18 protein-coding genes are annotated in these 25,337 nt (G+C 70.8%); 4 read left to right on the top strand and 14 right to left on the bottom strand.

Translation table 11 applies throughout. The annotated features are described in order from the left end of the window. Window positions 1–63 precede the first annotated feature (63 nt). Entirely contained in the window at window positions 64–558 is a 495-nt protein-coding gene (locus B2K11_RS11240) for a chemotaxis protein CheY (protein WP_239525949.1), read from the top strand. Here B2K11_RS11240 and B2K11_RS11235 read toward each other — a convergent pair. The 5 genes from B2K11_RS11235 to B2K11_RS11215 form a co-directional block, all read right to left on the bottom strand. Beyond that, window positions 512–1,816: a M1 family metallopeptidase gene (locus tag B2K11_RS11235; RefSeq protein ID WP_163618359.1), complete on the bottom strand. Its 1,305-nt coding sequence runs from the start codon at window positions 1,814–1,816 to the stop codon at window positions 512–514. The genes B2K11_RS11240 and B2K11_RS11235 overlap by 47 nt on opposite strands. Beyond that, window positions 1,813–5,760 (bottom strand): Pls/PosA family non-ribosomal peptide synthetase, encoded by a 3,948-nt coding sequence (locus tag B2K11_RS11230; RefSeq protein WP_163618358.1) that lies wholly within the window; start codon window positions 5,758–5,760, stop codon window positions 1,813–1,815. The genes B2K11_RS11235 and B2K11_RS11230 overlap by 4 nt, the downstream gene beginning before the upstream one ends. 10 nt (window positions 5,761–5,770) lie before the next feature. Further along, window positions 5,771–6,619, bottom strand: coding sequence for a hypothetical protein (locus B2K11_RS11225; RefSeq protein ID WP_163618357.1), 849 nt, complete (start codon window positions 6,617–6,619; stop codon window positions 5,771–5,773). A 56-nt stretch (window positions 6,620–6,675) separates the two neighbouring features. Continuing rightward, the gene (locus B2K11_RS11220) at window positions 6,676–7,893 is read right to left on the bottom strand and encodes a HupE/UreJ family protein (RefSeq protein WP_239525948.1); all 1,218 of its coding nucleotides are present in this window, start codon (window positions 7,891–7,893) and stop codon (window positions 6,676–6,678) included. A 153-nt stretch (window positions 7,894–8,046) separates the two neighbouring features. After that, a complete protein-coding gene (locus tag B2K11_RS11215) occupies window positions 8,047–12,036 on the bottom strand; it encodes a metallophosphoesterase (RefSeq protein ID WP_163618355.1) in 3,990 nt (1,329 codons plus the stop codon). Window positions 12,037–12,341: 305 nt separating this feature from the next. Between B2K11_RS11215 and B2K11_RS11210 the strand changes: the two genes are divergently transcribed. Beyond that, a complete protein-coding gene (locus B2K11_RS11210) occupies window positions 12,342–13,097 on the top strand; it encodes an alpha/beta hydrolase (RefSeq protein WP_163618354.1) in 756 nt (251 codons plus the stop codon). A gap of 42 nt (window positions 13,098–13,139) precedes the next feature. Further along, window positions 13,140–13,640: a hypothetical protein gene (locus B2K11_RS11205; protein WP_163618353.1), complete on the top strand. Its 501-nt coding sequence runs from the start codon at window positions 13,140–13,142 to the stop codon at window positions 13,638–13,640. A gap of 214 nt (window positions 13,641–13,854) precedes the next feature. On the opposite strand, the gene B2K11_RS11200 is transcribed toward B2K11_RS11205, so the two are convergent. The 5 genes from B2K11_RS11200 to B2K11_RS11180 all read right to left on the bottom strand — a co-directional run bounded on the left by B2K11_RS11200 (window position 13,855) and on the right by B2K11_RS11180 (window position 19,182). Continuing rightward, window positions 13,855–14,919: an alpha/beta hydrolase gene (locus B2K11_RS11200; protein WP_163618352.1), complete on the bottom strand. Its 1,065-nt coding sequence runs from the start codon at window positions 14,917–14,919 to the stop codon at window positions 13,855–13,857. A 107-nt stretch (window positions 14,920–15,026) separates the two neighbouring features. Then, window positions 15,027–16,400, bottom strand: coding sequence for an FAD-dependent oxidoreductase (locus tag B2K11_RS11195; protein WP_163618351.1), 1,374 nt, complete (start codon window positions 16,398–16,400; stop codon window positions 15,027–15,029). A 77-nt stretch (window positions 16,401–16,477) separates the two neighbouring features. Next, the gene (locus tag B2K11_RS11190) at window positions 16,478–17,533 is read right to left on the bottom strand and encodes a polyprenyl synthetase family protein (RefSeq protein WP_163618350.1); all 1,056 of its coding nucleotides are present in this window, start codon (window positions 17,531–17,533) and stop codon (window positions 16,478–16,480) included. Window positions 17,534–17,690: 157 nt separating this feature from the next. Then, window positions 17,691–18,467 carry a bifunctional demethylmenaquinone methyltransferase/2-methoxy-6-polyprenyl-1,4-benzoquinol methylase UbiE gene (ubiE, locus tag B2K11_RS11185; protein WP_163618349.1) on the bottom strand — a complete coding sequence of 259 codons (777 nt, stop codon included), beginning with the start codon at window positions 18,465–18,467 and terminating at the stop codon, window positions 17,691–17,693. A 10-nt stretch (window positions 18,468–18,477) separates the two neighbouring features. Further along, the gene (locus B2K11_RS11180) at window positions 18,478–19,182 is read right to left on the bottom strand and encodes a DUF402 domain-containing protein (protein WP_239525947.1); all 705 of its coding nucleotides are present in this window, start codon (window positions 19,180–19,182) and stop codon (window positions 18,478–18,480) included. 22 nt (window positions 19,183–19,204) lie between these two features. Between B2K11_RS11180 and B2K11_RS11175 the strand changes: the two genes are divergently transcribed. Next, window positions 19,205–20,503: a chorismate-binding protein gene (locus B2K11_RS11175; RefSeq protein ID WP_163618348.1), complete on the top strand. Its 1,299-nt coding sequence runs from the start codon at window positions 19,205–19,207 to the stop codon at window positions 20,501–20,503. Window positions 20,504–20,548: 45 nt separating this feature from the next. Here the strand turns inward: B2K11_RS11175 and B2K11_RS11170 are convergent, their stop codons facing one another. The 4 genes from B2K11_RS11170 to B2K11_RS11155 form a co-directional block, all read right to left on the bottom strand. Continuing rightward, window positions 20,549–21,982, bottom strand: coding sequence for a family 1 glycosylhydrolase (locus B2K11_RS11170; protein WP_163618394.1), 1,434 nt, complete (start codon window positions 21,980–21,982; stop codon window positions 20,549–20,551). Window positions 21,983–22,051: 69 nt separating this feature from the next. Next, entirely contained in the window at window positions 22,052–22,915 is an 864-nt protein-coding gene (locus B2K11_RS11165; RefSeq protein ID WP_163618347.1) for a polyphosphate kinase 2 family protein, read from the bottom strand. 93 nt (window positions 22,916–23,008) lie between these two features. Further along, window positions 23,009–24,832, bottom strand: coding sequence for a 2-succinyl-5-enolpyruvyl-6-hydroxy-3-cyclohexene-1-carboxylic-acid synthase (gene menD, locus B2K11_RS11160; RefSeq protein ID WP_239525946.1), 1,824 nt, complete (start codon window positions 24,830–24,832; stop codon window positions 23,009–23,011). Window position 24,833: 1 nt separating this feature from the next. Continuing rightward, the gene (locus B2K11_RS11155) at window positions 24,834–25,337 is read right to left on the bottom strand and encodes a PLDc N-terminal domain-containing protein (protein WP_163618345.1); all 504 of its coding nucleotides are present in this window, start codon (window positions 25,335–25,337) and stop codon (window positions 24,834–24,836) included.

The following is a 25,337-nucleotide window of genomic DNA, read 5'->3' as shown; positions in this document are numbered from 1 at the left end:
ACACCTCCCACGCGGCTGCAGCTTGCCTGGCGGGTCGTGCCGGACGGCGCTGCACGACGCGACGTGGCATGGGATCTTCTGCGCGAGATGCTCGCGCCCGGCGCCGAGTTGTCGAATCCCTGCGCGCGCTGCGGCGGACCCCATGGTCCGGTTCGGACGACGGATGCCTCGGCTCGACCCGCCGTCGCCTACGCGAGCGGCGTGGCCGTCGCGGTGGTCGCCTTTCGGGGTACTGGCACGTTCGCGATCGACGTCGAAGCCGAGACCGACCCGGTGCGCGACGCCGCAGGTCTGAACGGAGTCCTCGGCGCTCGATCAGGCGTGCGATTGCGGGATTGGGTGCGGGTGGAGGCGGCGCTCAAGGCCGACGGGCGGGGCCTTCGTGTCGACCCGGGCACGGTCGCAATCGCACCAGTGGGCGGCCGCGCCTGGCAGGCGGTCGTACCGGATGGCCCCGTGATCACGGGATGGGACATCGACGGCCCGCCGGGCCTCGTCATCAGTGTCGCGCTCAGCGAGGCATCGGAGGCAGCTCGGGTCGATCCAGCCAGGCCGTGAGCAGCGCGTCGATGTCCGCCCCTGCGAGCCGGACGGCCAGAGTACGGAAGTCCGCGGTCGTCACCGACCTGCCGGCGCCCGCGCTCGCCCACTCGCGCACAAGTGCGGCGAACCCGCTCTCCCCCATGCGACGTCGCAGCGCATAGAGGGTCAGCGCGCCGCGCTTGTACACGCGATCGTCGAACATCAGCCCGGGACCGGGATCCGAGAGCACCAGATCCTGATCGAGCGCGGCAAGCCGGGCGTGATGCCTTGCCGCCTTCTCGTGGACGGTCTGGCGGCCCGATGCCTCGGACCACATCCACTCGGCGTAACAGGCGAACCCCTCGTTGAGCCAGATGTCCTGCCAGCGCGCGACACCCACGCTGTTGCCGAACCACTGGTGCGCCAATTCGTGCGCGACAAGGCGCTCCGATGCCGCGTCGAGATGGTTGGCGCCGAAGACCGCCATCCCCTGTGCCTCGAGCGGTATCTCGAGCTCGTCGGGAGTGACCACAATGGTGCAGGCGTCTTGCGGGTAGTGACCGAACGCGGACTCGAACAGCTCGATCATGCGAGTGACCGGAGCGAACGCCGTCGCCACCTCGCTGCCCAGGGCGGGCGGGTGGACGACCGTCACCGGGAACCCGGCAGAACCGGCAGAACCGGGCAGAGTGGTGGAGACGTAGCGTCCGATGTGCAGCGCTACGAGATACGTGGCCGTCGGCACGTCGGAACGGAAGGTGCGGGCTTCGAACTGACCGCGTCGCGCCGACCCGATGAGGGCCCCGGTGGCGACCGCGGTGTAGCCGGCATCCGTCGCAACAGTGACCGAGTAGCGGGCGCGATCGTCGGGGCGGTCGTTGCAAGGGAACCACGTCGGTGCGCCGGTGGGCTGAGCGGCCACGAGGGCACCGTCCTCGAGCTCCTCGAAGCCGATGGTGCCCCAGCGTGTCCGCCGTGGAGCAGGGGCGCCGGCGTAGGTCACCTCGATGGAGAACCGCTCCCCCGGCTCCATCCGCCGGGGAAGCACCACCCGCACCTTCCGCGGCCCTTGAGCGTAGGCCGTGCGCCGGTCGCCATCCACGCGCACCCGCGACGCGCGGAGTCCGATGAGATCCAACGCGACCGACGACGTCGGAACGGCAGCGACCGCGTTGACGACAACGCGACCCTCGAGGCGGTTGGTGCGCACACGATAGGAGAGGTCGAGGTCGTAGGACTCGACGTCGAAGGTGGGATCGCCGCTCTGCGGTGCGTACGAGTCGTGAGCCCTCACGATGTCGACTGGTAGGCGCGGACCTTGACCGCGCGCCACGGGCCGATCGGGTTGCCGCTCCAGCGCGAGCCGACGGGCACGGTCTCGCCGCGCATCACCAGCGACGCGGGGCCGACCGTCGCGTGGGCGCCGAGCGTAGCCCCCGGCAGGATGACACTGTGCGGACCGAGCGTCGCACCAGCCTCCAGTTCCACCGTGTCCATGCTCATGATTCGATCATGGAACAGGTGGGTCTGCACAACGCAGCCGCGATTGACGGCCGCGCCGTCCCCCAGAGTGACAAGGTCGGGCTCGGGAAGCCAATAGCTCTCGCACCACACGCCACGGCCTATCCGCGATCCGAGTGACCGCAGCCACACGGCCAGCGCCGGCGTTCCCGCAGCCGCGCGCGCGAACCAGGGGGCGGCGACCATCTCGGTGAAGGTGTCCGATACCTCGGTGCGCCAGACGAAGCTCGACCACAGCGGCTGCTCGCCCGCGCGGATCGTGCCCACGATGAGCCACTTCGCCGCAGTCGACAGTCCTGCGGCCACCGCACCGGCGGCCAGCATCACGATGCCGGAGACGAGGAGCGTCCACACCGGGCCCACGGTCTCCCACAGAGCGGCGAGGCCGAACAGGACACCGAGGCCGATGGCGCACGTGACGACGACAGGCACGAAGCGGCCGAGTTCCCAGAGCGTGCGCGCGATCCGGAGACCGACGGTCGGTCGGTACGTGCGGCTCTCGTCGCCCTCGGCCGACAGCCGACGCAGCCGCACGGCCGGCGATCCGAGCCAGGACGAACCCGGTTTCGCCTTCAGCGGCGCGGACGACAGGACGGCGACGAGCCCGTCGCGGGGCACGCGGTGGCCAGGCGCCGCCATCCCGGAGTTTCCGAGGAACGCGCGCTTGCCGATGCGGACCGGTCCGAGCCGCATCCAGCCCCCGCGCAGCTCGTACGAGCCGACCATCGTGTCATCGGCGAGGAACGCGCCGTCGTCGATGCGCGTCATCGACGGGATGAGCAGGACGGTGGATGCCTCGACCTCGCGACCGACCCGCGCACCGAGAAGCCGCAGCCAAACCGGGGTGAAGAGGCTCGAGTACAGCGGGAAGAGCACCGTGCGCGACGAGTCGAGCAGTCGTTCGATGCTCCACGCCTGCCATCCGATCCGGCTGCGCACGGGGTGGGTGCCCTCCTGCAGCCCGATCGACAGCACGCGCACCGCGAGCACGACGGATACCGCGAAGACGATGCCCACTGCAAGGACGGCGGGCACGAGCCACGCCAGGGCCCCGAGAAATGCGGCGCCGAGGGTGTCGGCATCCCGGATCCCCTGCGCGATGACCAGCCCGCCGACGGCGAACGACGCGATCGGCAGCAGGGCCAAAGCGACGGACGAGACCGCGTACGCCCAGAGCCAGCGGGTCGGCGCCGGAGCCCGCTCCGCGGGCCACCCGGACTCGACGCCGCCGACGCGCTCTGCGGGAGATCCGGCCCATGACTGGTCTGCACGCACCCGGCCGAACACGGCCGAACCGGGCGCGATGTCGGCGCGCTGGCCAACCCTGGTGCCCGGAGCCAGCGTGCTGCGGGCCCCGATCGTCGCGTCGGCGCCGATGCGCACTTCTCCTACGCGGAGGACGTCCCCGTCGATCCACGTGCCGGTGAGATCGACCTCAGGCTCGACCGCGGCGCCGTCGCCCAGTTCGAGCATTCCCGTGATGGGAGGCAGCGTGTGCATGTCCACGCCGCGCCCGATCTTCGCCCCGAGTGCCCGCGCGTAGTAGGTGACCCACGGTGCGCCGGCGAGGCCGACCGCATCGATCTGGTCCGCGATCTGCTCGGCCAGCCAGAGGCGCATGTGCACACTGCCGCCACGGGGGTAGTCGCCGGGGCGCAGCCCTGCCAGGAGCAGTCGAGCCGCAACGACAGCGATGCCCATGCGACCGAAGGGTGTCGCGAACACGGCCAGCCCGATCAGCAGCACCCACCAGGGAGTGCTCGGCAGCGCTTCGAAGCCTGGTGCGAGCTGCAGCAGCGCACTGGCCGTGAGCAGGTAGAGCAACCAGCGGATGCCGGTGATGATGAACAGCGGCACGCCGAGGAGCGTCTGCACCCACTGTGTGGTGCGCGGCGTCGGCACGGGTCGGTGGAACGTCGCCGGTCCGTCATCCTCCAGCGGCCCGAGCGCCTTGGCCATCGAGCTCAGGCGCGGCACGTCGTAGATGTCGGCGACGGAGAATTCAGGCACGCGCACGCGGATCCGTGAGACGAGCTGGGCGGCTGCCAGTGAGCCGCCACCGAGGTCGAAGAAGTCGGCCGACCGGCCGGGCACCGGCACGCCGAGCACGGTCTGCCATTGCTCCGCCAGCCAGGCCTCGGCGGGAGACAGTCCCGCCGGCGGCGCCTCGACGCCGGGCAGCGGCCATGGGAGCGCCGCCCGGTCGACCTTGCCGGATGTCCGAACCGGCAGCTCGTCGACGACCGCCAGCAGCGGCACGATCGCCGCCGGCAGGCGCTCGGCCAGCAGAGCACGTGCGTGCGCCCGATCGAAGTCCTCTGTCTCGTCCGCGACGAGATAGCCGACGAGCACGGGAACTCCGGCATCGGTCGATCGCACGGCAGCGGCTGCCGCCGTGACCCCGGGGAGGTCCTGCAGCGCGGATTCGACCTCGCCCAGCTCGATGCGGCGCCCGCCGACCTTCACCTGATCGTCGGCCCGACCCATGAAGACGAGCCCCGCGGGCTCGTAACGGACCAAGTCGCCTGAGCGGTAGGCGCGCTCCCAGCCGAGGGTCGGCATCGGCGCGTACTTCTCGGCATCCTTCGCGGGATCGAGGTAGCGGGCCAAACCGACGCCGCCGATGATCAGCTCGCCGATGTCGCCCTCGGCGACACGCCGTCCCTCCGCGTCGACGACCGCGAGCGCCCAGCCGTCCAGCGGAAGCCCGATGCGGACGGGTCCGGAGTCGAGCGGCGCCGCGCAGGCGACCACGGTCGCCTCGGTGGGACCATACGTGTTCCACACCTCGCGGCCGTCGGCGGCCAGACGGGCGGCGAGTTCCGGAGGGCAGGCCTCACCGCCGAAGATCAGCAGCCTCACGTTCTCGATGGAGTCCTCCGGCCACATCGCCGCCAGAGTCGGAACCGTCGAGACCACCGTGATGCCCTGCCGGATGAGCCAGGGCGCGAGGTCCTCGCCGGAGCGGACGAGTGCGCGAGGTGCCGGCACCAGGCACGCGCCGTGTCGCCAGGCGAGCCACATCTCTTCACACGACGCGTCGAACGCGACCGAAAGTCCGGCAAGCACGCGGTCGCGGGGCCCGAGTGGTGCGCCTTGCAGGAACAGTCGCGCCTCGGCGTCGACGAAGGCGGCCGCCGAGCGGTGGGTGACGGCCACTCCCTTCGGCACACCAGTGGAGCCGGACGTGAAGATGATCCACGCGTCGTCCGTCACATCCGGCGGTGGAACCGTGACGACCCCATGGGTGCTGGGATGCGGTGCATCACCCGTGAAAAGCCGAGCGGATGCCGCCAGCTCGGCTTCGTCCTCGGCCTGCGCGTCGGCAGAGGTGTAGCCGTCGTCGGTGATGACTCCGCGGACCCCGGCCTCGCCGAAGACGAGGCGCGCGCGCTCGTCCGGATCGTCCACGTCCACCGGAACGTACGCCGCACCCGCGGCGAGCACGGCGAGGATGGCGATGTACAGCTCCTTCGAGCCGGACGGGACGCGGACGCCGACTCGGTCGCCCCGCCGTAGGCCGGCTTCGTGGAGTTGCGCGGCGGTGCGCCCGACACGGGCCATCAGATCCCGGTAGCTCAGCGACCCTGACCCGTCGTCGAGGGCGGATGCTTCGGGATACCGGGCCGTCGTCTCGCGCAGGATGTCGAGAAGTGTCCGGCTCGGGGTCGCCACCCCTGACCTGTCGAGTTCGAGCTGCTCCGGCCGCTCCCCCACCGACTGCACCTCAGGACAGGAGCGCGACGAGCTGCGCCTTGCTCAGGCGTGAGTATCCCGTCTTGCCGGCCGACCGGGCGCGGTCCCGCAGCGCGGCGACCGTGAGAGATGAGAGGTCAGATGCGCTGTTTTCACCCGCGGTGGAAGCGGCGCGCGACGACTTCGCACGCGGTGCGGCGGGAGCGCTGTCGGGGGTTGATGACGCGGTGGGGGCCTTCCGGCGGGACGCGGATCGTGCGGGTGCATTGGTCGCGGGCGTCTTGCCCACGGGCGTCTTGCGGGCAGGCGCCTTGCGCGCGGGCGTCTTGGTCGTCGTCTCAGCCGTGGGCGGTGCCGGTTCGGTCGCGGCGGGCGCCGCCGCGCCGGATGCCGGACTCGACTCCGCCGCGTCCGTCTCGGCTGGACCTGCGAGCTCGCTCTCGAGAGCCAGCTCCGCCGCCGCGGCTTCACGGTCCGCGCGGTCAGCCGCCTTCGCAGCCTTCGCGGCCTCCTTCTTGGCTGCCTTCGCTTGCGCCGTGCGCTGCTGCGCCTCGGCGGTCACCCGCTCGGCTTCGGCCGCGGCGCGCTCGGCTTCGGCCCGCAGACGGGCCTTCTTCTCGGCCTTGGTGACAGCCTGGGCCGTCGCCTTGACGAGCTTGTCGGCCGCTCGCGTGGCGCGCTTGGCAACCTTGCCGGGCGACTTCCGAAGCGCCTTCTTCGAGACATCAGCGGCGTCCCTGGCGTCCTCGGATAGCTCGCGGAGCTTCTTGGCGGTCTTGCTCGGCAGAGCCTTGGCCGCCTTCTTCGCCTGCTTCGCCGCCGCGGCGGCGTCTTCCATCGCGTCCAGCGCCTGGCGTTGTGCCTTCGTCGTCTTGGCCATAGCCGCACCTTAGCGCGGGCGGGTTACGGATGCCTCGGCCACCGCCGCGTTCCGGTCTACCCGATCCCGAGCAGCCGCTGCACGAACCACACCAGCCCCATCAGCGTCACACCGGCGGCGATGACGACTCCGACGACCAGACCCGTTCTCGGGGCCGCCTTGCGGATCGCCAGCAGGATCGGGAAGGTCACCACGATGATCGCCACCTGCACAGCCTCGATCCCCAGATTGAAGACGAGCAGCGCGCCGAGCAGCGACCACGACGACGGCTCGTGGATGCCGAGGGCGCCGGCGAAGCCGACCCCGTGGAGCAGCCCGAACCCGAAGACCACGGCGAATCGTGCCAGCTGAGTGCGGTCGAACGCGGCGTCGGTCGCAGGTGCGTGGAGCTGAGCCGGCTCCCGGCGCTGACGCCACACCCGCCACAGGTACCAGCAGCCGACCACCGCGATCGACAGCGCGATGAGCGGCTCCACGAGCGCGGCAGGCAACGACACGACTCCCAGCGCGGCGAGGATGAATGTCACCGAGTGCGCGACGGTGAAGGCGGTCGCCGCCAGGACGATGTCACGCAGCCGGCGGGAGCCGACGATGAGGGCGAGGAGGAAGAGGATGTGGTCGATGCCGAACAGCAGGTGCTCGGATCCGAGCACGAAGAACCGCCCGAGTCGTTCGAGCAGTGTCTGCTCCGTGCTGAACGCCGGCTCCTGGCGCGTCAGTGTCGCGCTGCCCGAAGTGTGATCCACCACGTAGTCGACGATCGTGACCGTCCCCCGGACGAACCCCTCCTCGTCGGGGAAGAGCGCGCTGCGAAGTTCATGCGCGGCAGCCGGCTCGCACCTGTAGTCGAGCGTGAGCACGGCGTACGGCACGTCGTGCCGCTCGGTGACACTGAGCGCGCCGGCGCGCTCGGGCACGCACGGCACGTCGTCTGCCGTGAGCTCGAGACGTTCGGTCACGTAGTCGACGATCGCCCCGGCATGCGCGTTGAGCGCGTCAGCCTCCTCGCCGGTGCCGAAGACGTCCATGCCGTCCTCGAAGAACTCGGGCGCGTCCTCGGTGTCGGCCACCGACAGCACCAGGAGGTCGTATTCCAGCCCGATCTCCGCGCGGACAACCCCCGGCTCCGGTGCTGTCGCGTCCACGTACACGGTCGTGGTGAAGCCGTGGCCATGCGCAGCGGCAGGGGCGAGGAGGACGGATGCCGCGGCGACGGCGACCGCGATCGCAATGGGGACCGAGGCGAGCCGATGGCGGTGTAGCAGCGCGGTCAAGCGGACTCCTTCACAGACAGGGCGATGCTCGTTCATGCAGATGAACGGCGTGGGATCGCCGGAAGAACAGCCTCGGAACCCCCCACGGGTGGCGCGGAGGAGGGCCCGTCCCCCGCGGTGCAGCGGGGAACGGGCCCTCTCGAGGTCCTCCGACTAGTCGGACGAGGGAGGCGTCTGCTCCACCGTCGGCGAGGGCTCCGCGGCGGGAGTCGTCGCCGGGCTGGGCGTCGGCGGCGTCGGCGTCGGAACCGGTGTCGGCGTCGCGTACGGGGCCAGCTCAGGCGTGACCTGCCTCTCAGCCGTCGCCTTGTCCCCGGTCACGAACACGCTCGGCAGCGACGGCGTCTCGCCGCCGCCGGCCGACCTGGCCACGACGAACCACGCGTAGGCGGTGTTCTTCTTCAGGCCCGTCCACTTCACCGAAGCCACCTCACCCGAGGCGGCGGTCGTCTCGCCGATGACCGCGATCGGGTTGTACAGCGCGAGCGAGTCCGTGCGGAAGCTCGTCGTACGCGAGGTGAGATCGACCGGCAGCACCATGTTGTCGGCCTCCGGCAGGTACCGCAGCGCCGGGTCGTACTCGTCGGCGCCGAACTCCCCGAGGAACGGCGAGTACGTGTCGACGAGCATCTCGGACCGGTCCACGTCGAACTGCAGCAGACGCAGGAAGCTGGCGCCGAACCGCAGCTTGTCGGTGGGCGCGTACCCGCCGATTCCGGTCAGGCCCAGCTGCTCGGCCGAGACGGTGAACGCCTGGTAGTCCGCGAGCAGCTCGACGACCCCGTGGCCGACCTGGCCGACCTCGGGCTTGACGTTCGTGCCCAGGCCGTGGATGTGCCCCGCGAGGATGAGGAACACGTTGGGGTTGGGCTCGACGATCTTCTTGTACAGCAGGGCGCCGTCGGGAGCCGCGTAGCCGGAGTTGCGTCCGTCGGTCTGAGCGCTCGCAGCGAGGTAGTCGTGCGACAGCAGGATGCCGTTGCGATCCGGGTAGCGGGCGAAGATCTCCGACGCCCACGCGGTCTCCTCGTTGGTGACGCCGTAGGAGAGGCCGACCGCGACGAAGTCGAGGCCGCCGGCCGAGAACAGGGTGTAGTTGTTCTGGTTGTCGCCCTCGCGCCACGGCTCGCCGTACTCGGCGTCCATCCATGCGTCGTCCGCCGCCTCGTAACGGTCGGGGCCGAAGTACTGGTTGTACATGGCCTCAGGCCCGTTCTCGGTGCCGGAACGGTTGTCGTGGTTCCCCGCGATCACCTGATTGGTGACCCCGGCGTCGTCGAGGATCGCCTGCTGGCGCGATGACACCTCGAACTCGCCGATCACCTGCTGCATCATCGCCTCGTCCGCGGGTGTGCGGATGTTGTTCTCGATGATGTCGCCGGTGTGTGCGACGTACTCGATCTTGCGGGTCTCGGCGTTGTCGGCGATCCAGCGGGTGGTGTCGCCGTACGCCTTCTCCCAGATCGCGCGCTCGGCCGCAGTCTCCTGCTCGACGGCCCCCTCCGACAGATACTGCGTGTCGGTGAAGTGGGCGATCGAGAAGTCGTACGACGCCGGGTCGGCGAAGCCCTCGTCGCCGGGGTCGATCTCATCGGCGAAGGGATCCTCGCCGGTGATCATGACGTGCACCTGCTGGCCGTCGAGGTAGCGGTCGTCGACGAGCGAGGTGAGCACCGTGTTGCCCTCGAGGGCGCCCCGCGAGCTCGCGAGGACGTCCCACGCCGCCGCCTGGAGGTTCCAGGCGCGCAGCGCCACGACGCGGGTCGGGTCGATGACCCCCTCCCAGCGCAGCACCGGATCGGCGACCTGTCCCTTGAGCTGCACGTCGAACCGCTGGTAGGTCACGTCGCGGCCTACGGGCGAGTCCAGTGTGAGGCCGTCACCGGGAGCAAGCGACTTCGTCGAGCCGATGTTCGACTCGCCGGCAACCGCGAGGGTGGTCGGCACGTCCGTCGACGTGCCCTGCCATCCCTGGTTGGGCGTGAGGATCTCGGCCTGCGAGAACGTCGCCGTGACGTCGCCGCCGTCGGGCTCGCCGACGGTCGCACCGAGTGTCACCGACCCCGAGACTCCGCCCGTGCCGGTCGTCGGCGTGAGGTCCGTCGGCACGTCGGGGATGCCCGCCGACGAGAACGCGACCTCGCGCTGCGCCGAGTTGCCGAGCGAGTCGGTCGCCCTCACGGCGATCGTGTGCTCACCGGCCGAAAGGCCCGGTCCGACGAGGTCGCCGAGGGCGACGGGGGCGCCGTCGAGTGTGAGCTCAGGCGTTCCCATGAGACCGGACGCGTCCTCGAGCTCCACGTCGAGCGCCACCGACGAGGTGATCGTCGTTCCGACGGCGGGAGTGCTCGACGAGATCACCGGAGCGGTGTTGTCGGTCAGCAGCTGGCGCGTCGCGCTCTCACCCGTCGTCGATGTGGCGGCGATCGTATGGGCACCGTCCGTGAGGGCGGCGGTGTCGATCTCTGCGCGCAGGCCTTGAGGCGAGGCATCCGTCACCAGGAAGTGGACGTCGATCTCGGCGAACGAGTTGACGTTCGAACCGCAGGTGCCGTCTCCCATCGCGTACGACGGCTTCAGGCGCTGACCCGTCGCGGTGCCGGCGGCGGGGGTGAGCGCGAGGTTGGAGATCGTGAAGTCATCGCGGTTGCAGCCGGTCCCGATGGTGCCGGTCACGACGTCGATCGTGTTCCAACCGGGCAGCAGCCAGTCGTTCGGGATGACGATGTCGACCCGTTCGCCCACGTAGACGCCGCCGAGCAGCTGAGGGATGCCGTTGACGTAGAGCATGTTGGCGAACACGTCGTCGATCGAGTTGGTCCCGACGTCGAAGCTGAACGTCGCCTCGCCGGAACCGAGGGTCGGCAGGGTCGAGACGGCGGGAGCGTCGACCGTCCAGGTCGTGTCTGCCCGGGCGAGGGCGGTCGTCGAGGAGCCGCAGCTGCCGTCGCCCATCGAATACGACGCAGCGACATCCTGACCGGTCGCCGTGCCCCCGCTGACCTGCAGTGCGAGCTCGGTGATGGTGAAGTCGTCGAGGTTCGCGCCGCAGCTCGAGCTCACGTCGCCGGCGACGATGGCGACCGCGTTCTCACCGGGAACGAGGTAGCGGTTGGGAACCGGCACCTCGACCCGCTGACTGACCCAGTCGCCGAGGATGTCGACCTTGTGCCCGTTGACGAGCAGGTGGTTCTGGTAGCGGTGCTCGATCGAGTTCGAGCCCACCGTGAACGCGAAGATCGACGAACCCGCCCCGAGCGAGACCGTCGCAGGAGCCGGGGCGCCGTCGACCGTGAGGGCGCTCACGCCGCCGTCGCCGCTGGCTGGGAGCGATGCCGACACCGTCTGGACGCCGCGGGTCAGGGTGCCGTCTTCCGGCGAGACCTGCGGCGCGCCGACCGGCGCGTTGTTGACCGAGACGGCGTGCGCGACGGTGCCGCCGGCGGCGCTCGTCGCGACGATCTCGTGCTGTCCATTGGCCAGCGCGGTCGTGTCGACCTCGGCCGTCAGGCCGGTCGAGGCGAGTGGGTCACCGAGCACGAAGAAGGACAGCTCCGCGTGGGTGATGTCGCCTGTCTGCGTGCCGCAGTCCCCGTCGCCGAAGTTGAGAGTGAACGGGTTGTCCTCACCGTCGGCGACCTCGCCGAGCAGTTCGAGGCTGACGTCCGTGACGACGAAGTCGTCGTAGTTCACGCCGCACGCCGCATCGGCGGTGCCGGCGAAGATCTCGATGGTGTTCTCGCCTGTGACGAGCCAGTCGTTCGGGACCGGGATGTCGACCCTCTCGGACACCCACGTGCGGTCCTGGTCGATGCGGTGCCCGTTCACGACGAGATAGTTGGCGTACGACAGAGCGGCCGAGTTGCTGCCGACGTCGAACAGCAGGTGCGACTGGCCAGGCGTCGACGTCGCAGTCAGCTCCTGGCCGTCGATCGTGAGGGACGTCACGGGATCGCCTGCGGTGGTGGGGTCGGAGGCGACGGTCACCGTTCCCTCGAGCCAGGCGCCGTCCGCCGGCGTCAGCGTCGGTGCGACGGGCGGCGCCTCAGGGGCCGGCTTCGCCGGGGCGAGCGGCGCGGCGGATGCCGCGGGTGCCGCCAGTGCGGTGACGAGCAGCGCGGCCGCGATGCCCGCAGCCGTCACCCCCGCCTTGGTCCAGTGCGTGCGTTGCGCCCCGCTGGGGTCGGGGCGTCTCGAACTCGGCCGCATGCGCGCGCCGTCCTTTCCTCTGGAGTGGAGGGCGCGCGACTGCCGGTGGGGATTCGGGGTGCACGCCCGCTGGACACGCTGGCCCTGCCGGGTGAACACCGGGCAAGCGGGAAGCGACGAAGAGGCGGCGGAAATGAGGCTTGTCAACGGCTGCCGGGCCCGCGCACGCACGCCGTAGCATGACCGGATGGCGTCGGCTGAGCACGAGTGGCACGCGGTCCCCGCGGAGCGAGACGCCCATGCCTGACCGGGTGCAACCGGCCGAGCGCCGGGTAGATGTCGGTGACCTCGTGTTCCGGGTGCTGTCGTCCGTTGCACCGGAGAGCGGTGAGCCCGCGATCGTGCTCGTGCACGGCATCGGCGTGTCTCACCGCTACCTCTCACGGCTGCACGACGAGCTGGCAGCGCGTCGCACCGTGTTCTCGATCGATCTCCCGGGTTTCGGCGGACTGCCGAAGCCCCGCCGCGACCTGGACGTGCCTGAAATGGCACACGCGCTCGGGCGCGTCGTGGCAGGACTCGACGTCGGACCGGTCGTGCTCCTCGGCCACTCGATGGGAAGCCAATGGGTCGTCGAGGCGGCCCTCCAGCGTCCCGACCTCGTCAGGACGGTGGTGGCGATGGGTCCGGTCGCCGACGAGCGCTATCGGACCATGATCGGCCAGACGCGCGCGCTCGCGGTCGACACCCTGGGCGAGCCTCCGTCGGTGAACGTGATCGTGTTCACCGACTACCTGCGCTGCGGGATCCCCTGGTATCTGGCGCAGCTGCGGCAGATGCTCGCCTACCGGCTGGAAGATCGCGTCCCCGACCTCGCCGTGCCCCTCCTCATCATCCGGGGCGGCGCAGACCCGATCGCCGGGCTCGAATGGTGCCGGCGACTGCGCCGGAGTGCCTCGGCGGCCAAGCTCGTACTCATCCCGCGACACCACCATGTCGCACAGCACTCCTCACCGAAGGCCGTCGCCTCGGCGATCCTCACGCTCGCCTCGTGATGGCGGGAGAACGTCTCGGCCCCGCCGCCCTACACTCGGGCCATGCGCTTTCTCCGGGCCGTGCTGTCAGCCGTCGTCGCGACGGTTCCCGTGCTGGTCATCCTGCTCGTCCCGACGTTCGTGCGCGGCGACATCGACGACACCGCATTCACCGGGGTCGGCGGCACCCTTCTCAACGGCCTCTTCATCGCGGCGATCATCCTGATCCCCACGGTGAACGGGTGGCTCGACCCGGAGGTGCCTGCGTGGACGGCCGCGACGGCGATGGCCGCGACCGCCCGCGTGTGGCGCAGCCGGATCTGGTTCGCGCTCCTCGCGGTGCTCGCCCTGCTGGCGATCTTCGCCGCGGGCCAGACCGCGGCCTACCTCCTCAGCCAGAGCTCGCCGGCGGTCGTCGACGGCGAGCTCGACTACAGCCGGTTCCTGGCGCAGGAGCTCGTCGTCTACCTCGCCGGCTACGTGCTCTCGCTCACGACGTACGTGCTGCTCATCCGCGTGCTCGCGCGCGGCACCGAGATGCCGAAGACCTCGAAGCGGCGGTAGTCGAAGAGACGGTAAAAGGCCCCGGATGCTGGGGACACCCGGGGCCTGACGTCGCCTGCTCTCGCTACCAACCCCCCGGTCAGCGGCGCTGGACGACGGTTCGGGAAGGATTCTTGGGGAGGGCCTTCCCTGAGATGCTGGGGACATCTCCCTTAAAGGGTAACCCGGCCGGCAAGTATGTGCTGTCCCCTCTTCGGGGGACATTTCGCGTCCGTCAGTCCGGTACGGCGTAGCCCGTCACCCAGCGGTCGAGAGCATCGTACGCCCGCTCGCGCGCTTCGTCACGCGACAGGAAGACGTCGTGGATCGCCCCGGGGATGCGCGAGATCGTCACGAGCTCGCCGAGCTTCGTCGCCGCGCGGGCGATGTCGTCGACGACCAGCACGGAGTCCGTCGACGTCATCGACTCGCGCCACGAGAGCGGCGCCGTCGAGGCCTTCGAGAGCAGCACCATGGTGGGACAGCCGACGTCGACGCCCGCCGCGACGCGGCGGTGCCCTGCCATCACGGCGGACAGCCAGCCGGGTGCCGTCGGAAAACCCCGGTCAGGCCGCCACAGCGCGCGATGATCGCCATGCGGGAGCGTGCCGATCTCATCCTGCGCACGCGTGTAGAAGCCGAAGTCGACGGCCGGCTGCGTTCCCCGCGGATCGATCCGGGCCCGCATGTCGACCAGCGGTGCGAGCGCCTGGCGGCCCAGCGGACCGAGCTGCAGCTCGAGCCACGGGCTGTTGAGCACGAGGGCGTCGGCGAGACCTGGATGACGGTCGGCCCAGAGGGTGAGCGTGAGGCCGCCGGTCGAATGTCCCATGAGCACGAGCCGGCGGCCGCGGCGCCGCTCGGGCCTGTCCGGTTCGCGCGACTGCACGTGCGTGCGCTGCGCCACCGCGGTCTCCGCGGCGGGCACATGGTGTCCCATCGCCCGCAGTGCGGCGCCGATGTCGGCGTCGTAGTCGTCGAGCGAGTCGATGTAGCCGGGAGACTGGCCGTCGCGGAGGCTCCGACCGTAGCGGCGCAGGTCGAGCGCATAGAACCGTGCGCCGCGTCGCGTCCAGAAATCTGCCAGTTCGCGCTGGAAGAAGTAGTCCGACCAGCCGTGCACATACAGCACGTCGACGTCCCGCAGCGGCGCGAACGCGGTCGCCAGCGGATTCGGGATGCTGCGCACCAGCGTGGCCACGAGCGCCCCGTGCTCCCCGGTCACGCCGAGCGGCAGCGTCAGCTGCTCGAACGGCTTCCCGAGGATGTCGGGGACCCACGCCGCAGTCGTCCCGGCCATGGCCTCAGCCTAGGGGGCGACGCGCTTCGAGGGTCTCCCGCAGCTCCGTCCGGCTGGCAGCGTGCGGAAATCTACCCTTGCGCGATTCCAGACTCGGGCGGGCTCGCTCACTCGCCGCGCGAGATCGTCACCATCTCGTGGCGCGGGACGACCTTGACGCGCGCACGCTCGTGCGGCGCGCCGAGCGCGACCTCGTGCTCGTCGAGGCGGTGCCAGCCCTCCAGGTCGGTCCACGCCACACCGCGCGAGGCGAGCAACTCAGGGATGGACGCCTCCGAGGGGTCGGCCGGCTGCCACCACGTGCCCTGATCGTTGATCAGATGGCGGATGGTCTCCATCGCGTCGGACTTGGTGTGGCCGATGAGGCCCACGGGTCCGCGCTTGATCCAGCCGGTGGCGTACACGCCATTGACGCGCTGGTTCGAGTCCTTGCTCAGCACCTGGCCCTCGCGGTTCGGGATGACCCCGTGCCGCTTGTCGAACGGCACGCCGGGCAGCGGCGAGCCGAAGTAGCCGACGGCCCGGTACAGCGCCTGGATCTGCACCTCGCGCATCTCACCGGTGCCGACGACGCCGCCCTCGCCGTCGGGGCGCGTGCGCTCGTAGACGAGGGCGCACACGCGGCCCTCAGCATCCTTCTTCACCTCCACGGGCTTGGCGTAGAAGTGCAGGTGCAGGCGGCGAGACGCCGTGCCGCCGGCGTTGTTGACCGAGTCGCGCTTGCGCCACGACTGCAGCACACGATCGATCACCATGACCTGCTTGTTGCTCGCGATGGCGGCGTGCGCCGCGTCGTCGTAGTCGAAGTCCTCGTCGTAGACGACCATGTCGACGTCGCGCAGCTCGCCGAGTTCGCGGAGCTCCAGCGGCGTGAACTTCACGTTCGCGGGCCCGCGGCGACCGAAGACGTGCACGTCCGTGACGTTCGACGCTGCGAGCCCCTCGTAGACGTTGTCGGGGATCTCGGTGGGCAGCAGGTCCTCGGCGTGCTTGGCCAGCATGCGCGACACGTCGAGGGCGACGTTGCCGTTGCCCAGGACCGCGACGGATGCCGCATCCAGCGGCCAGTCGCGCGGCACATCGGGGTGCCCGTCGAACCAGCTCACGAAGTCGGCGGCGCCGTACGAGCCGGCGGCATCGATGCCGGGGATGTCGAGGTCGGTGTCGCGGATGGCGCCGGTGGCGAAGATCACCGCGTGGTAGTGGTGCTTGAGGTCGTCGAGGGTGATGTCCTCACCGAAGCGCACGTTGCCGAAGATGCGGATGTCCCCGCGGTCGAGCACCTCGCGCAGGGCCGTGATGATGCCCTTGATGCGCGGGTGGTCGGGGGCGACGCCGTAGCGGACGAGGCCGTATGGGGCGGGCAGCTGCTCGAACAGGTCGATCGACACGTCGAACCTGCGCTCGGCCTTCAGCAGGATGTCGGCGGCGTAGATGCCTGCCGGTCCTGCACCGACGATCGCCAGCCGAAGCTTGGTCATGATGGTCCTTTCGGGAACTCGGCTCGTCGCACTCCCCGGTCGTTGAGCGAGCGAAGCGAGACGAAACGCGGGAACGTCTAACTGGAGCGGTCGGCGACGGCCTGAGCGAATCGGGTCAGGGCTTCGCGCACGGCGCCGTTCGGGAGGGGTGCGAGCGCCTCGATCGCCTGGCTCGACCACGCGTGGGCGAGGTCGAGGGTGGCCTCGGTCGCCTCGTGATCGCGCAGCCGCGCGAGCGGCTCGTCGAGGATCGAGGGATCGGCGCCGTCGGCGATGCGGGCGACGCCGTCGTCGATCCGGGCGCGCAGCTCGACGGATGCCGCATCCTTCCGCTCTCCGAGCACGAGGTAGGGCATGGTCGGCACGCCGGCACGCAGATCGGTGCCGGGCACCTTGCCGGTCTCGTCGGGGTCGGCGGACAGGTCGATCACGTCGTCGAGCAGCTGGAATGCCACCCCGGCCTTCTCGCCGAAGGTCACCATCGGCGCCTCGAACTCTTCCGGCCCGTTCGAGAAGATCACGCCCGACTGCGCCGCGGCGGCGATCAGCGAGCCGGTCTTGTCGGAGAGCACCTGCAGGTAGAACTCGACGCGGTCGTCGGTCTCGGACGGACCGACCGTCTCGTGCATCTGCCCGAGCACCAGACGCTCGAACGTGTCGGCCTGCAGCCGGATGGCACGGTCGCCGTGTCGGGCCATGATCTGGCTCGCGCGGGAGAACAGCAGATCGCCGGTGAGGATGGCGACGTTGTTGCCCCACACCGCATGGGCACTGGGCACTCCGCGACGCTTGTCGGCGGCATCCATCACGTCGTCGTGGTACAGGGAGCCGAGGTGGGTCATCTCGAGAGCCGTGGCGGCCTGGATGACCTCGTCGGTCGCACCGTCGCCGAGCTGGGCGGTCAGCAGCGCCAGCATCGGACGAACGCGCTTGCCGCCTGCGTCGTACAGGTAGCGGCTGGTGGCGTCGGCGAGGGTGTCTGCCACCCGCAGCTCGCGCTCGAGCGCGCTGTCGACGCGCTTCAGGCCTGCCTCGACGGTCTTGAGCAGAGTGCGCGATCGCGCTCCGGCGAAGATGCGGTCGGTCAGGCCCAGCTTGCCCGCGATATGGGAGCCCGGCGCTGTCGGTGTCACACGCCCAGCCTACCTGGGGGCGCGTTTCGTCCCGGTCCTCGCATGTTCCCCGGTCGCCGAGCGAGCGAGGAACGCGGTCGTTGAGCGAGCTTGCGAGTCGAACGCAGAGACGAAACGCTCTCAGCCGACCGAAGACGTTTCGTCGCGCTTCGCTCGCTCAACGACCGGTGGGCTTCTTGGCCCCGTCCGCGGGCTTCGTGCCCCGGTGCAGGGCGACGATGCCCATCGAGAGATTGCGGTGCGCGACGTCAGTCCAGCCCGCTTCGCGGATCCACGCCGCCAGCGTTCGCTGGTCGGGCCAGTCGCGGATCGACTCATTGAGGTAGTCGTACGCCTCGGCGTTGGAGCTCACCGTCTTCGCGACGACCGGCAGCACGCGGTCGTTGTAGAAGCGGTAGAGACCGTTGAACGTCTTGGACGGCGGCTGCGAGAACTCGCAGATCACGAGCCGCCCACCGGGCTTGGTCACGCGCAGCAGCTCCCGCAGCGCCTTCTTCGGCTCGTTGACGTTGCGGAGGCCGAACGACATCGTGACGGTGTCGAACTCGTCGTCGCCGAACGGCAGCGCGGTCGCGTCGGCCTGCACGAACGAGAGATTGCGGATGCCGCCGCCTGACGCCTTCGGACCATGGCGGCGCTCGCCCTCCGCGATCATGCCGGGCGAGAAGTCGGCGGCGACCACCTCTGCCCCGCTGCCGGCGAGGGCGACGCTCGACGCTCCGGTGCCGGCCGCGAGGTCCAGGATGCGCTGCCCGCGCTGCGGGTGGATGGCGCGGGTCGTCGCGGCGCGCCAGAACCGGTCGTTGCCCATGCTCAGCACCGTGTTCGTGCGGTCGTAGCCGGCGGCGACCTGGTCGAACATGCCGCTCACGCGCGACGGATCCTTATGCAGGTCGGCGCGGTTCGGCTCATGGTCGGAGGGGTGGGATGCCACGTGTTCGAGTCTAGGCCGCGCTGCCGGGCGGGGCAGGGTCGTGGCCGGCGGCTGCGGCTTGGGCGGGTTCGTCGGCGTCGGCGAAGTCCGCGGGCGCGGGCTGCGCCACCGGCGGCAGCGCGGCCAGGCGGGCGAGCCAGCGCAGGGCGGTCGTGTCGTCGAAAGGAGGAGCGCCCTCGCGCACGCGCCCCTCGAGCTCGACCGCGACGGACTCGAGCCGCTCGACCAGCTCGAGCGGGTAGCCGTAGGCGGCGCGGTGCTCATCCCACTCGTCGCGGTCCTCGATATAGACGTCGCCGGGGCTGCGCAGCACGCCGTCGCGGTCGAGGTACGGTTCGGCCGGCTCACGCCGGACGACGTCGAGGTCCATGTCGATCCCGGTCGGAAGGCCGGCATCCCATCGCACATCCCATGCGATGTCGATGTACACGCGGGTCGGGTGCGGGGCGGCGTTGTGCGTGTAGGCGAAGTCGCCGCTCGGCGGCACCAGCGTGACGCTGTCGTGCTCGGCGGCGAATGCGCGGCCTGGTCGCGTGTTGCGCCACCCGGCGGGCTGGCCGAGCCAATCGCCCCAGCGATCGCTGCCGAGGTAGATCTCGTCGTTGACCCAGTGGGCGCCGCCGTCCCATTTGCGCCAGCGGAACTGCAGCGCGGTCCCGACCGCGGGTCGGTCCAGATGGTTCTGATGAGGCTGCTCGTCGGCGTCCGCGGTCACCTCGCGAGTCTAGGCTGGAGGGGTGACATCTGCGCTCCGCCCGCCCCAGCTGGTGGTCGAGACTCGCGAGATCGAGCACGTCGACGACCTGCTCACGTACGCGTCTGCCGACGAACCCCTCGCGTGGCTGCGCAGAGGTGACGGGATCGTCGGCATCGGCGTCGTCGGCGGCTATGAGCGGGGTCCGCACAGCGCGTCCGCCCCCGACGCGGCGGCGCTGCCCACCCCGGCCGACGCCTGGCGGCAGATCGCCGCATCGGCCGAGATCGACGATCCGCTCGGCCTCCCCGGTACGGGCCTCGTCGCGTTCGGCACGCTCGTCTTCGATGAGCGCTCCACGGGCACGAGTCGCCTCATCGTTCCGCAGGCCGTGGTCGGCCGTCATCACGGCCGGTCGTGGGTGACGCGGATCCGTTTCACGTCCGCCGAGCTGCAGGAGCGTCCCGTCGAGCCGACGCCGTACGGGCCCTACTGGTCGGCGACGCTCGGCCCCGGCACCCTGAACCCCGCCGGCTACCAGGCCGCCGTGCGGCAGGCCGTCGACGCGATCGTGCGCGGCGAGCTCGAGAAGGTCGTGCTCGCGCGCGACCTCGTCGGCACGATCCCCGCGGGCGCAGACCTGCGGCGCCTCGTCCGCGCCCTCGCCGACGACTACCCCGACACGTGGACCTTCGCCGTCGACGGACTCATCGGAGCGAGCCCCGAGACCCTGGTGACGGCCTCGCGCGGCGTGGTGACGGCGCGGGTGCTCGCCGGCACGATCCCGCGTGGCACCGACGCGCACGACGACACCGCGGCATCCACCTCCCTCGCGCACAGCGGGAAGGACCTCGACGAGCACCGCTACGCCGTGCAGAGCGTGCTCGAGACGCTCCGCCCGCACGTCCGCCACCTGCGCGCCGACCCCGAGCCGTTCACGCTGAAGCTGCCGAACCTGTGGCATCTCGCAACGGACGTCGCGGGAGACCTCGCCGACCACGCATCGGCGCTCGACCTCGTGGCTGCCCTGCACCCGACCGCGGCGGTGGCGGGCACCCCGAGGAACACCGCGCTCGATCTGATCCGTACGCTCGAGCCGTTCGACCGCCGGCGGTACGCCGGCCCGGTCGGCTGGGTGGACGGCGACGGCAACGGCGAGTGGGCGATCGCACTGCGGTGCGCGCAGATCGGCGCGGAGCCGGCGCGGAGGCACGCGACCTACAGCGACACCATTCCCGTCGTCGCCCACGCCGGCGCCGGGATCGTCGCGCAGAGCAATCCCGAGACGGAGCTGCTCGAGACCCGGGTGAAGTTCCGGCCGATCGTCGACGCGCTCGCCTGAGCGCGCCCCCTCACGGGTGGGTGGTCGGGCGCCCCGCTCCGGGAGTCACGCGGGGATGGTGCCGCTGCGAGCCAGCTGCCCGTACCAGAGCCCGCTGTCCTTGACGGTGCGCTCGAGTGTGTCGAAGTCGACGCGCACGATGCCGAAGCGCTTGGCGTACCCGTAGCCCCACTCGAAGTTGTCGAGCAGCGACCACACGAAGTACCCCCGCAGATCGACCCCGCGCTGCATCGCCCGGTGCGCAGCCGTGAAGTGGCGCCGCAGGTAGTCCAGCCGCTGCGGGTCCGGCACCGAGCCGTCGTCGTCCACCTCGTCGTCGAACGCGGCGCCGTTCTCGGTCACCATCAGCGGCTGATTCGGGAACTGCTCCGACAGCGACACCAGCAGCTCCTCGAGCCCCTCGGGTGCGATGTTCCAGCCCATGGCGGTGTACGGCCCCGGCTGCTCGACGAACTCCACGGCCTGGTCGCTGCCCGGCCACGCGGTACCGCCCGCGGCGCCCTTGTGCCCGTCGTTCATCTGCTTCGCCGACACGCCGTCCCACAGCCGCACGGTCGCCGTCGAGTAGTAGTTGACGCCGAGCACGTCAATCGGCTGGTGGATGGCGGCGAGGTCGCCGTCCTGCACGAACGACCAGTCGGTGACGGATGCCGTGTCCTCGAGCAGATCCGCCGGGTACTCGCCCCGCAGCATCGGGTGCGTGAACGCCCGGTTGGCCAGCGCGTCGATCCGCCGCATGGCCTCGGTCGCCCCGTCGCCCTGGCCGCGCAGCACGTGGAAGTTGAGGGTGACCGAGTACTGCGGGTCACCGGCCGAGGTGGCCCGGAGCGCCTGCACGGCACGGCCGTGGGCGAGGTTCAGGTGGTGCACCGCGGCGAGCGCCGCAGCGGGCTCATGGCGCCCCGGGGCGTGCCCGCCCTGGCCGTAGCCGAGGTACGCCGAGCACCAGGGCTCGTTGAGCGTCGTCCAGGTGTGCACGCGATCGCCGAGCGCCGTCCCCATGATCTCGGCGTAGCGCTCGAAGGCGTCGGCCGTCGCACGCGACGCCCAGCCGCCGGTATCCTCGAGCGTCTGCGGCAGGTCCCAGTGGTACAGCGTCGCGACGGGACGGATGCCGCGCTCGAGCAGCCCGTCGACGAGCCGCGAGTAGAAGTCGATGCCGGCCTGGTTCACGGCGCCGGTGCCGGTCGGCTGGATGCGCGGCCACGCGATCGAGAAGCGATAGGCGCCGAGGCCGAGCTCGGCCATGAGGTCGAGATCGCTCTCCCAGCGGTGGTAGTGGTCGCAGGCGACATCGCCCGTGTCGCCGTTCCACACCTTGCCGGGCGTCTTCGAGAACGTGTCCCAGATCGACGGGCCGCGGCCGTCCTCGGCGAACGCGCCCTCCACCTGATACGAGGCCGTCGCCGAGCCGAACGTGAACCCGGGAGGGAACACGAGGCCGGTGTCGCGATAGTCGGGGGTTGCCTGCGTCTGGATCGAAGTCACGCCGTTCACTCTGTCATCTCGGGCCGGCCCGTCGCGAACGCTTGCGCGGGAGAGGCGCGCTCAGCTCGCGGCGAGCCGCTTCTTCTCGGCCGCGACGTCGAAGGTCGCCGCCGGCCAGTGCGGGTCGATCTCTTCGAGCGCCTCCAGCAGCAGGTGCTGCACCGCGAGGCGCGCGTACCACTTGCGGTCGGCGGGCACCACGTGCCACGGCGCGTGATCGGTCGACGTGCGCTCGAAGACGGTCTGGTACGCCGCCATGTACGACGGCCACAGCTCACGCTCGTCGACGTCGCCCGGGTTGTACTTCCAGTGCTTGTCGGGGCGGTCGAGCCGCTGCATGAGCCGCGACTTCTGCTCTTCGGGAGAGATGTGCAGCATCACCTTCACGATCCGCGTGCCGGTGTCGGTCAGGCGCTTCTCGAAGTCGTTGATCGCACCGTAGCGGCGCTCGATCTCGTCGGCCGGCGCAAGCTCGCGCACCCGGCCGATGAGCACGTCTTCGTAGTGCGAGCGGTCGAAGACGCCGATGAGGCCCGACACCGGCACTCGCTGCTCCACCCGCCAGAGGAAGTCGTGCTCGAGCTCCTCTGGAGTCGGCTTCTTGAACGCCGAGAGCACGACGCCCTGCGGATCGACCGAGCCGACCACATGCCGGATGATGCCGCCCTTGCCCGCGGAGTCCATGGCCTGCAGCACGAGCAGCACGGCGGCATCCGTCGCATCGACGCGGCTGCGCGCGAACAGCCGCTCCTGGTATTCGTCCAGCTCGTCAGCCCCGGTCTTGAGGTCTTCGGCGGCGTGCAGTTTGTCTTTCGCATATCCCGGCGTCGAACGGGTGTCGACGTCGGCGAGGACGAAGCCCTCGCCGACCCTGAGGAGATCGGCGACGTCGCCGATCCAGTGCTTCTGACTCGAGGCGATCATGGAGCCATCATGGCGTGCGGCAGCGCGCGGAGACCAGGATTGACGGCGAGGCCGCGCCGAATACGCCGTGGACGCGTCGGCTGACCGGCCGGCTCAGCGCTCGAGCGGAACCTCGATGAGCTGGCGTCCCTCGACCGGTGAGGTGAGCGCCTGGTCGAGGGCGGACCGCGTCGTGACGCGGCGATACTCCCAGCCGTAGGCGAGCGCGAGCTGCTCGAGGTGCACCTCGTGCGGCGTGTAGAGCACACGGTCCATGACGTGGGAGCCTGCGACGGCGGCCACCTCTAGTCCGTCGAAGATCGTGCCGCCGCCGTCGTTGCCGACCACCAGCTGCAGGCGCGGCTCCTCCTCGTCCGGGGGCAGGAGCAGCGCTCCGACGTCGTGCAGCACAGCGAGATCGCCGAGCAGCACGCGAGTGACGCCCGGACTACCGGCGGACTGGCTGGCCAGCGCTATGCCGGTCGCCGTGGCGATGGTGCCGTCGATGCCGGCGAGCCCGCGATTGGCGTGCACCGGGACCTTCTTGCCGGGCAGCACCTGATCGGCCACCCGCACCAGACGGGACGAGCCGAAGACCAGCCGATCGTGGGGCCAGGTGGCCCGCCACACAGCGTCGGCCAGCGCCGCGCGATCGAGCGGCGCGCGGATGACCTCGAGCTCGGCGGCGATGGCGCCCAGCCGCTCCTCCGGTACCGCGGACGACAGGCCGTCGGCGTCGGGAGCGGGCGGCGTGAGATCGACGGATGCCGCGCGCGACGCCTGCAGCCACTCCCCGAGCCAGGCGCCGTCGGGGTCGCCGGTCGCGACGGCGATGCGGTCGGCGGCGAACGTCGCGCCGTTGAGGTTGAGCGGCTCGCCGGGCCCGCGCACGGCCACGATCTCGACAGCCGGATCCGACAGCAGTGCCGCGGACTCGCGACTGAGGGTCGGATGCCCCAGCACGACCACGCGCTCGATGCGCCCGCCGAGCTCGGAGTCTCTCAGCAGCTCGCGGTATCCGTGCACGAGGTGGCGCCCGAAGCGCGCACCGCTCACGATCTCGGCGATGAGCGGCCATCCGCCCACGTGCGCGAGCTGCTCCGCGTCGGGGCCGGCGTCGGCCCCGGCCAGGACGATCGTGCGTGGTCCTCGTTCGAGGACGAGCGGCGCATCCTCGGGCTCGGTCGGCACGTCGGCCTCGCCGATGCCCCCACCGCCCTGGTAGAGCGCTCCGGATGCCTCGTCCTCGGCCTCCGGCTCCACCGGCGGCCCGTCGGGGTCGTCGTCGGCCGTCGTCTCGAGCTCGGTCGCGGGCACGCCCATCCACGCGGGCAGCACCCCCGCCAAGGGCTCGCGGTACGGGAGGTTCAGGTGCACCGGTCCCGGCGCGCGCGTGCCCGCGCCGAGCGCGGCGGCGACGGCCTCCTCGGCGAGCGCCCGCAGCATCGCGCTCTGCTCGTGCGCGCCGTCCGGGTCGATGGTCTCGGGCACGGGGACGTCGGCCTCGAGCCGCACCGTGGGCGCGAACATGCCGGGCTGGCGCGTGGTCTGGTTGGCGCCCACGCCGCGCAGCTCGGGCGGCCGGTCGGCGGTGAGCAGCAGCAGCGGCACGCCGGCGTGATGCGCCTCGAGCGCGGCCGGCAGCAGGTTCGCGACCGCTGTGCCCGACGTGCAGACCACGGCCGCCGGCATCCGTGTCTCCCGTCCGATGCCGAGAGCCGTGAAGCCGGCGACGCGCTCGTCGACGCGCACGTGCAGGCGGACCGCGCCGCGCTGCTCCAGTTCGGCGGCGACGAGCGCGAGCGCCTGCGACCTCGAGCCGGGGCTCAGCACGATGTGGCGCACGCCCAGTTCGACGAGCCGGCACAGCAGAGCCGCGGCGGCGTCGGTCGCGGGCGCGGAGTCGAGCGCGCCCTCGGCGCGGGGCGTGCCGGTCACGTCAGCCGATGGCCCCGCGCTGACCGCGGGCGTCGTCATCGCCCTCGGCGGGCCGGGTCGGCGGCTTCGACGGCGGGGTTCCCGGCGCGGGAGCACCGCCGGCGGCGGCCGTTCCCGGCGGGGTGCCGCCCGGGGCGGTGGTGTCATCGGATGCCGCGGGTCCGCCCGGCGGGTTCCACCGCGGGTCGGCGCTCTCGGAGTCGAGCTGCGCCAACTCCTCCTCGAGACGGCGGATGCGCTCGTCCTGATCGCTGATGCTGCCGATGCGACCGAGGAACTCGGGGTCGTCGTCCGGCGCGCGGCGAGCGGCGACGGTCGAAGCGCGCATGCGCCCCACGATGAGCCAGAGGATGCCGCCGAGGACCGGAAGCAGAACCACGATGAGAAGCCACACGGGCTTACTCACCCCGCGGTGGCGGTTCGGGGGCTGGACCGCGCAATCGACGATGGTGAAGACCCAGAACGCGGTCGCCACCAGGGCCAGAATCAACAGCACCCGAGGCAT

Source organism: Microbacterium sp. B35-30, assembly GCF_010634855.1.
GTDB lineage: Bacteria > Actinomycetota > Actinomycetes > Actinomycetales > Microbacteriaceae > Microbacterium.
Note: the sequence above shows the minus strand (reverse complement) of the source record. Positions and strands in the feature narration are given on the sequence as shown.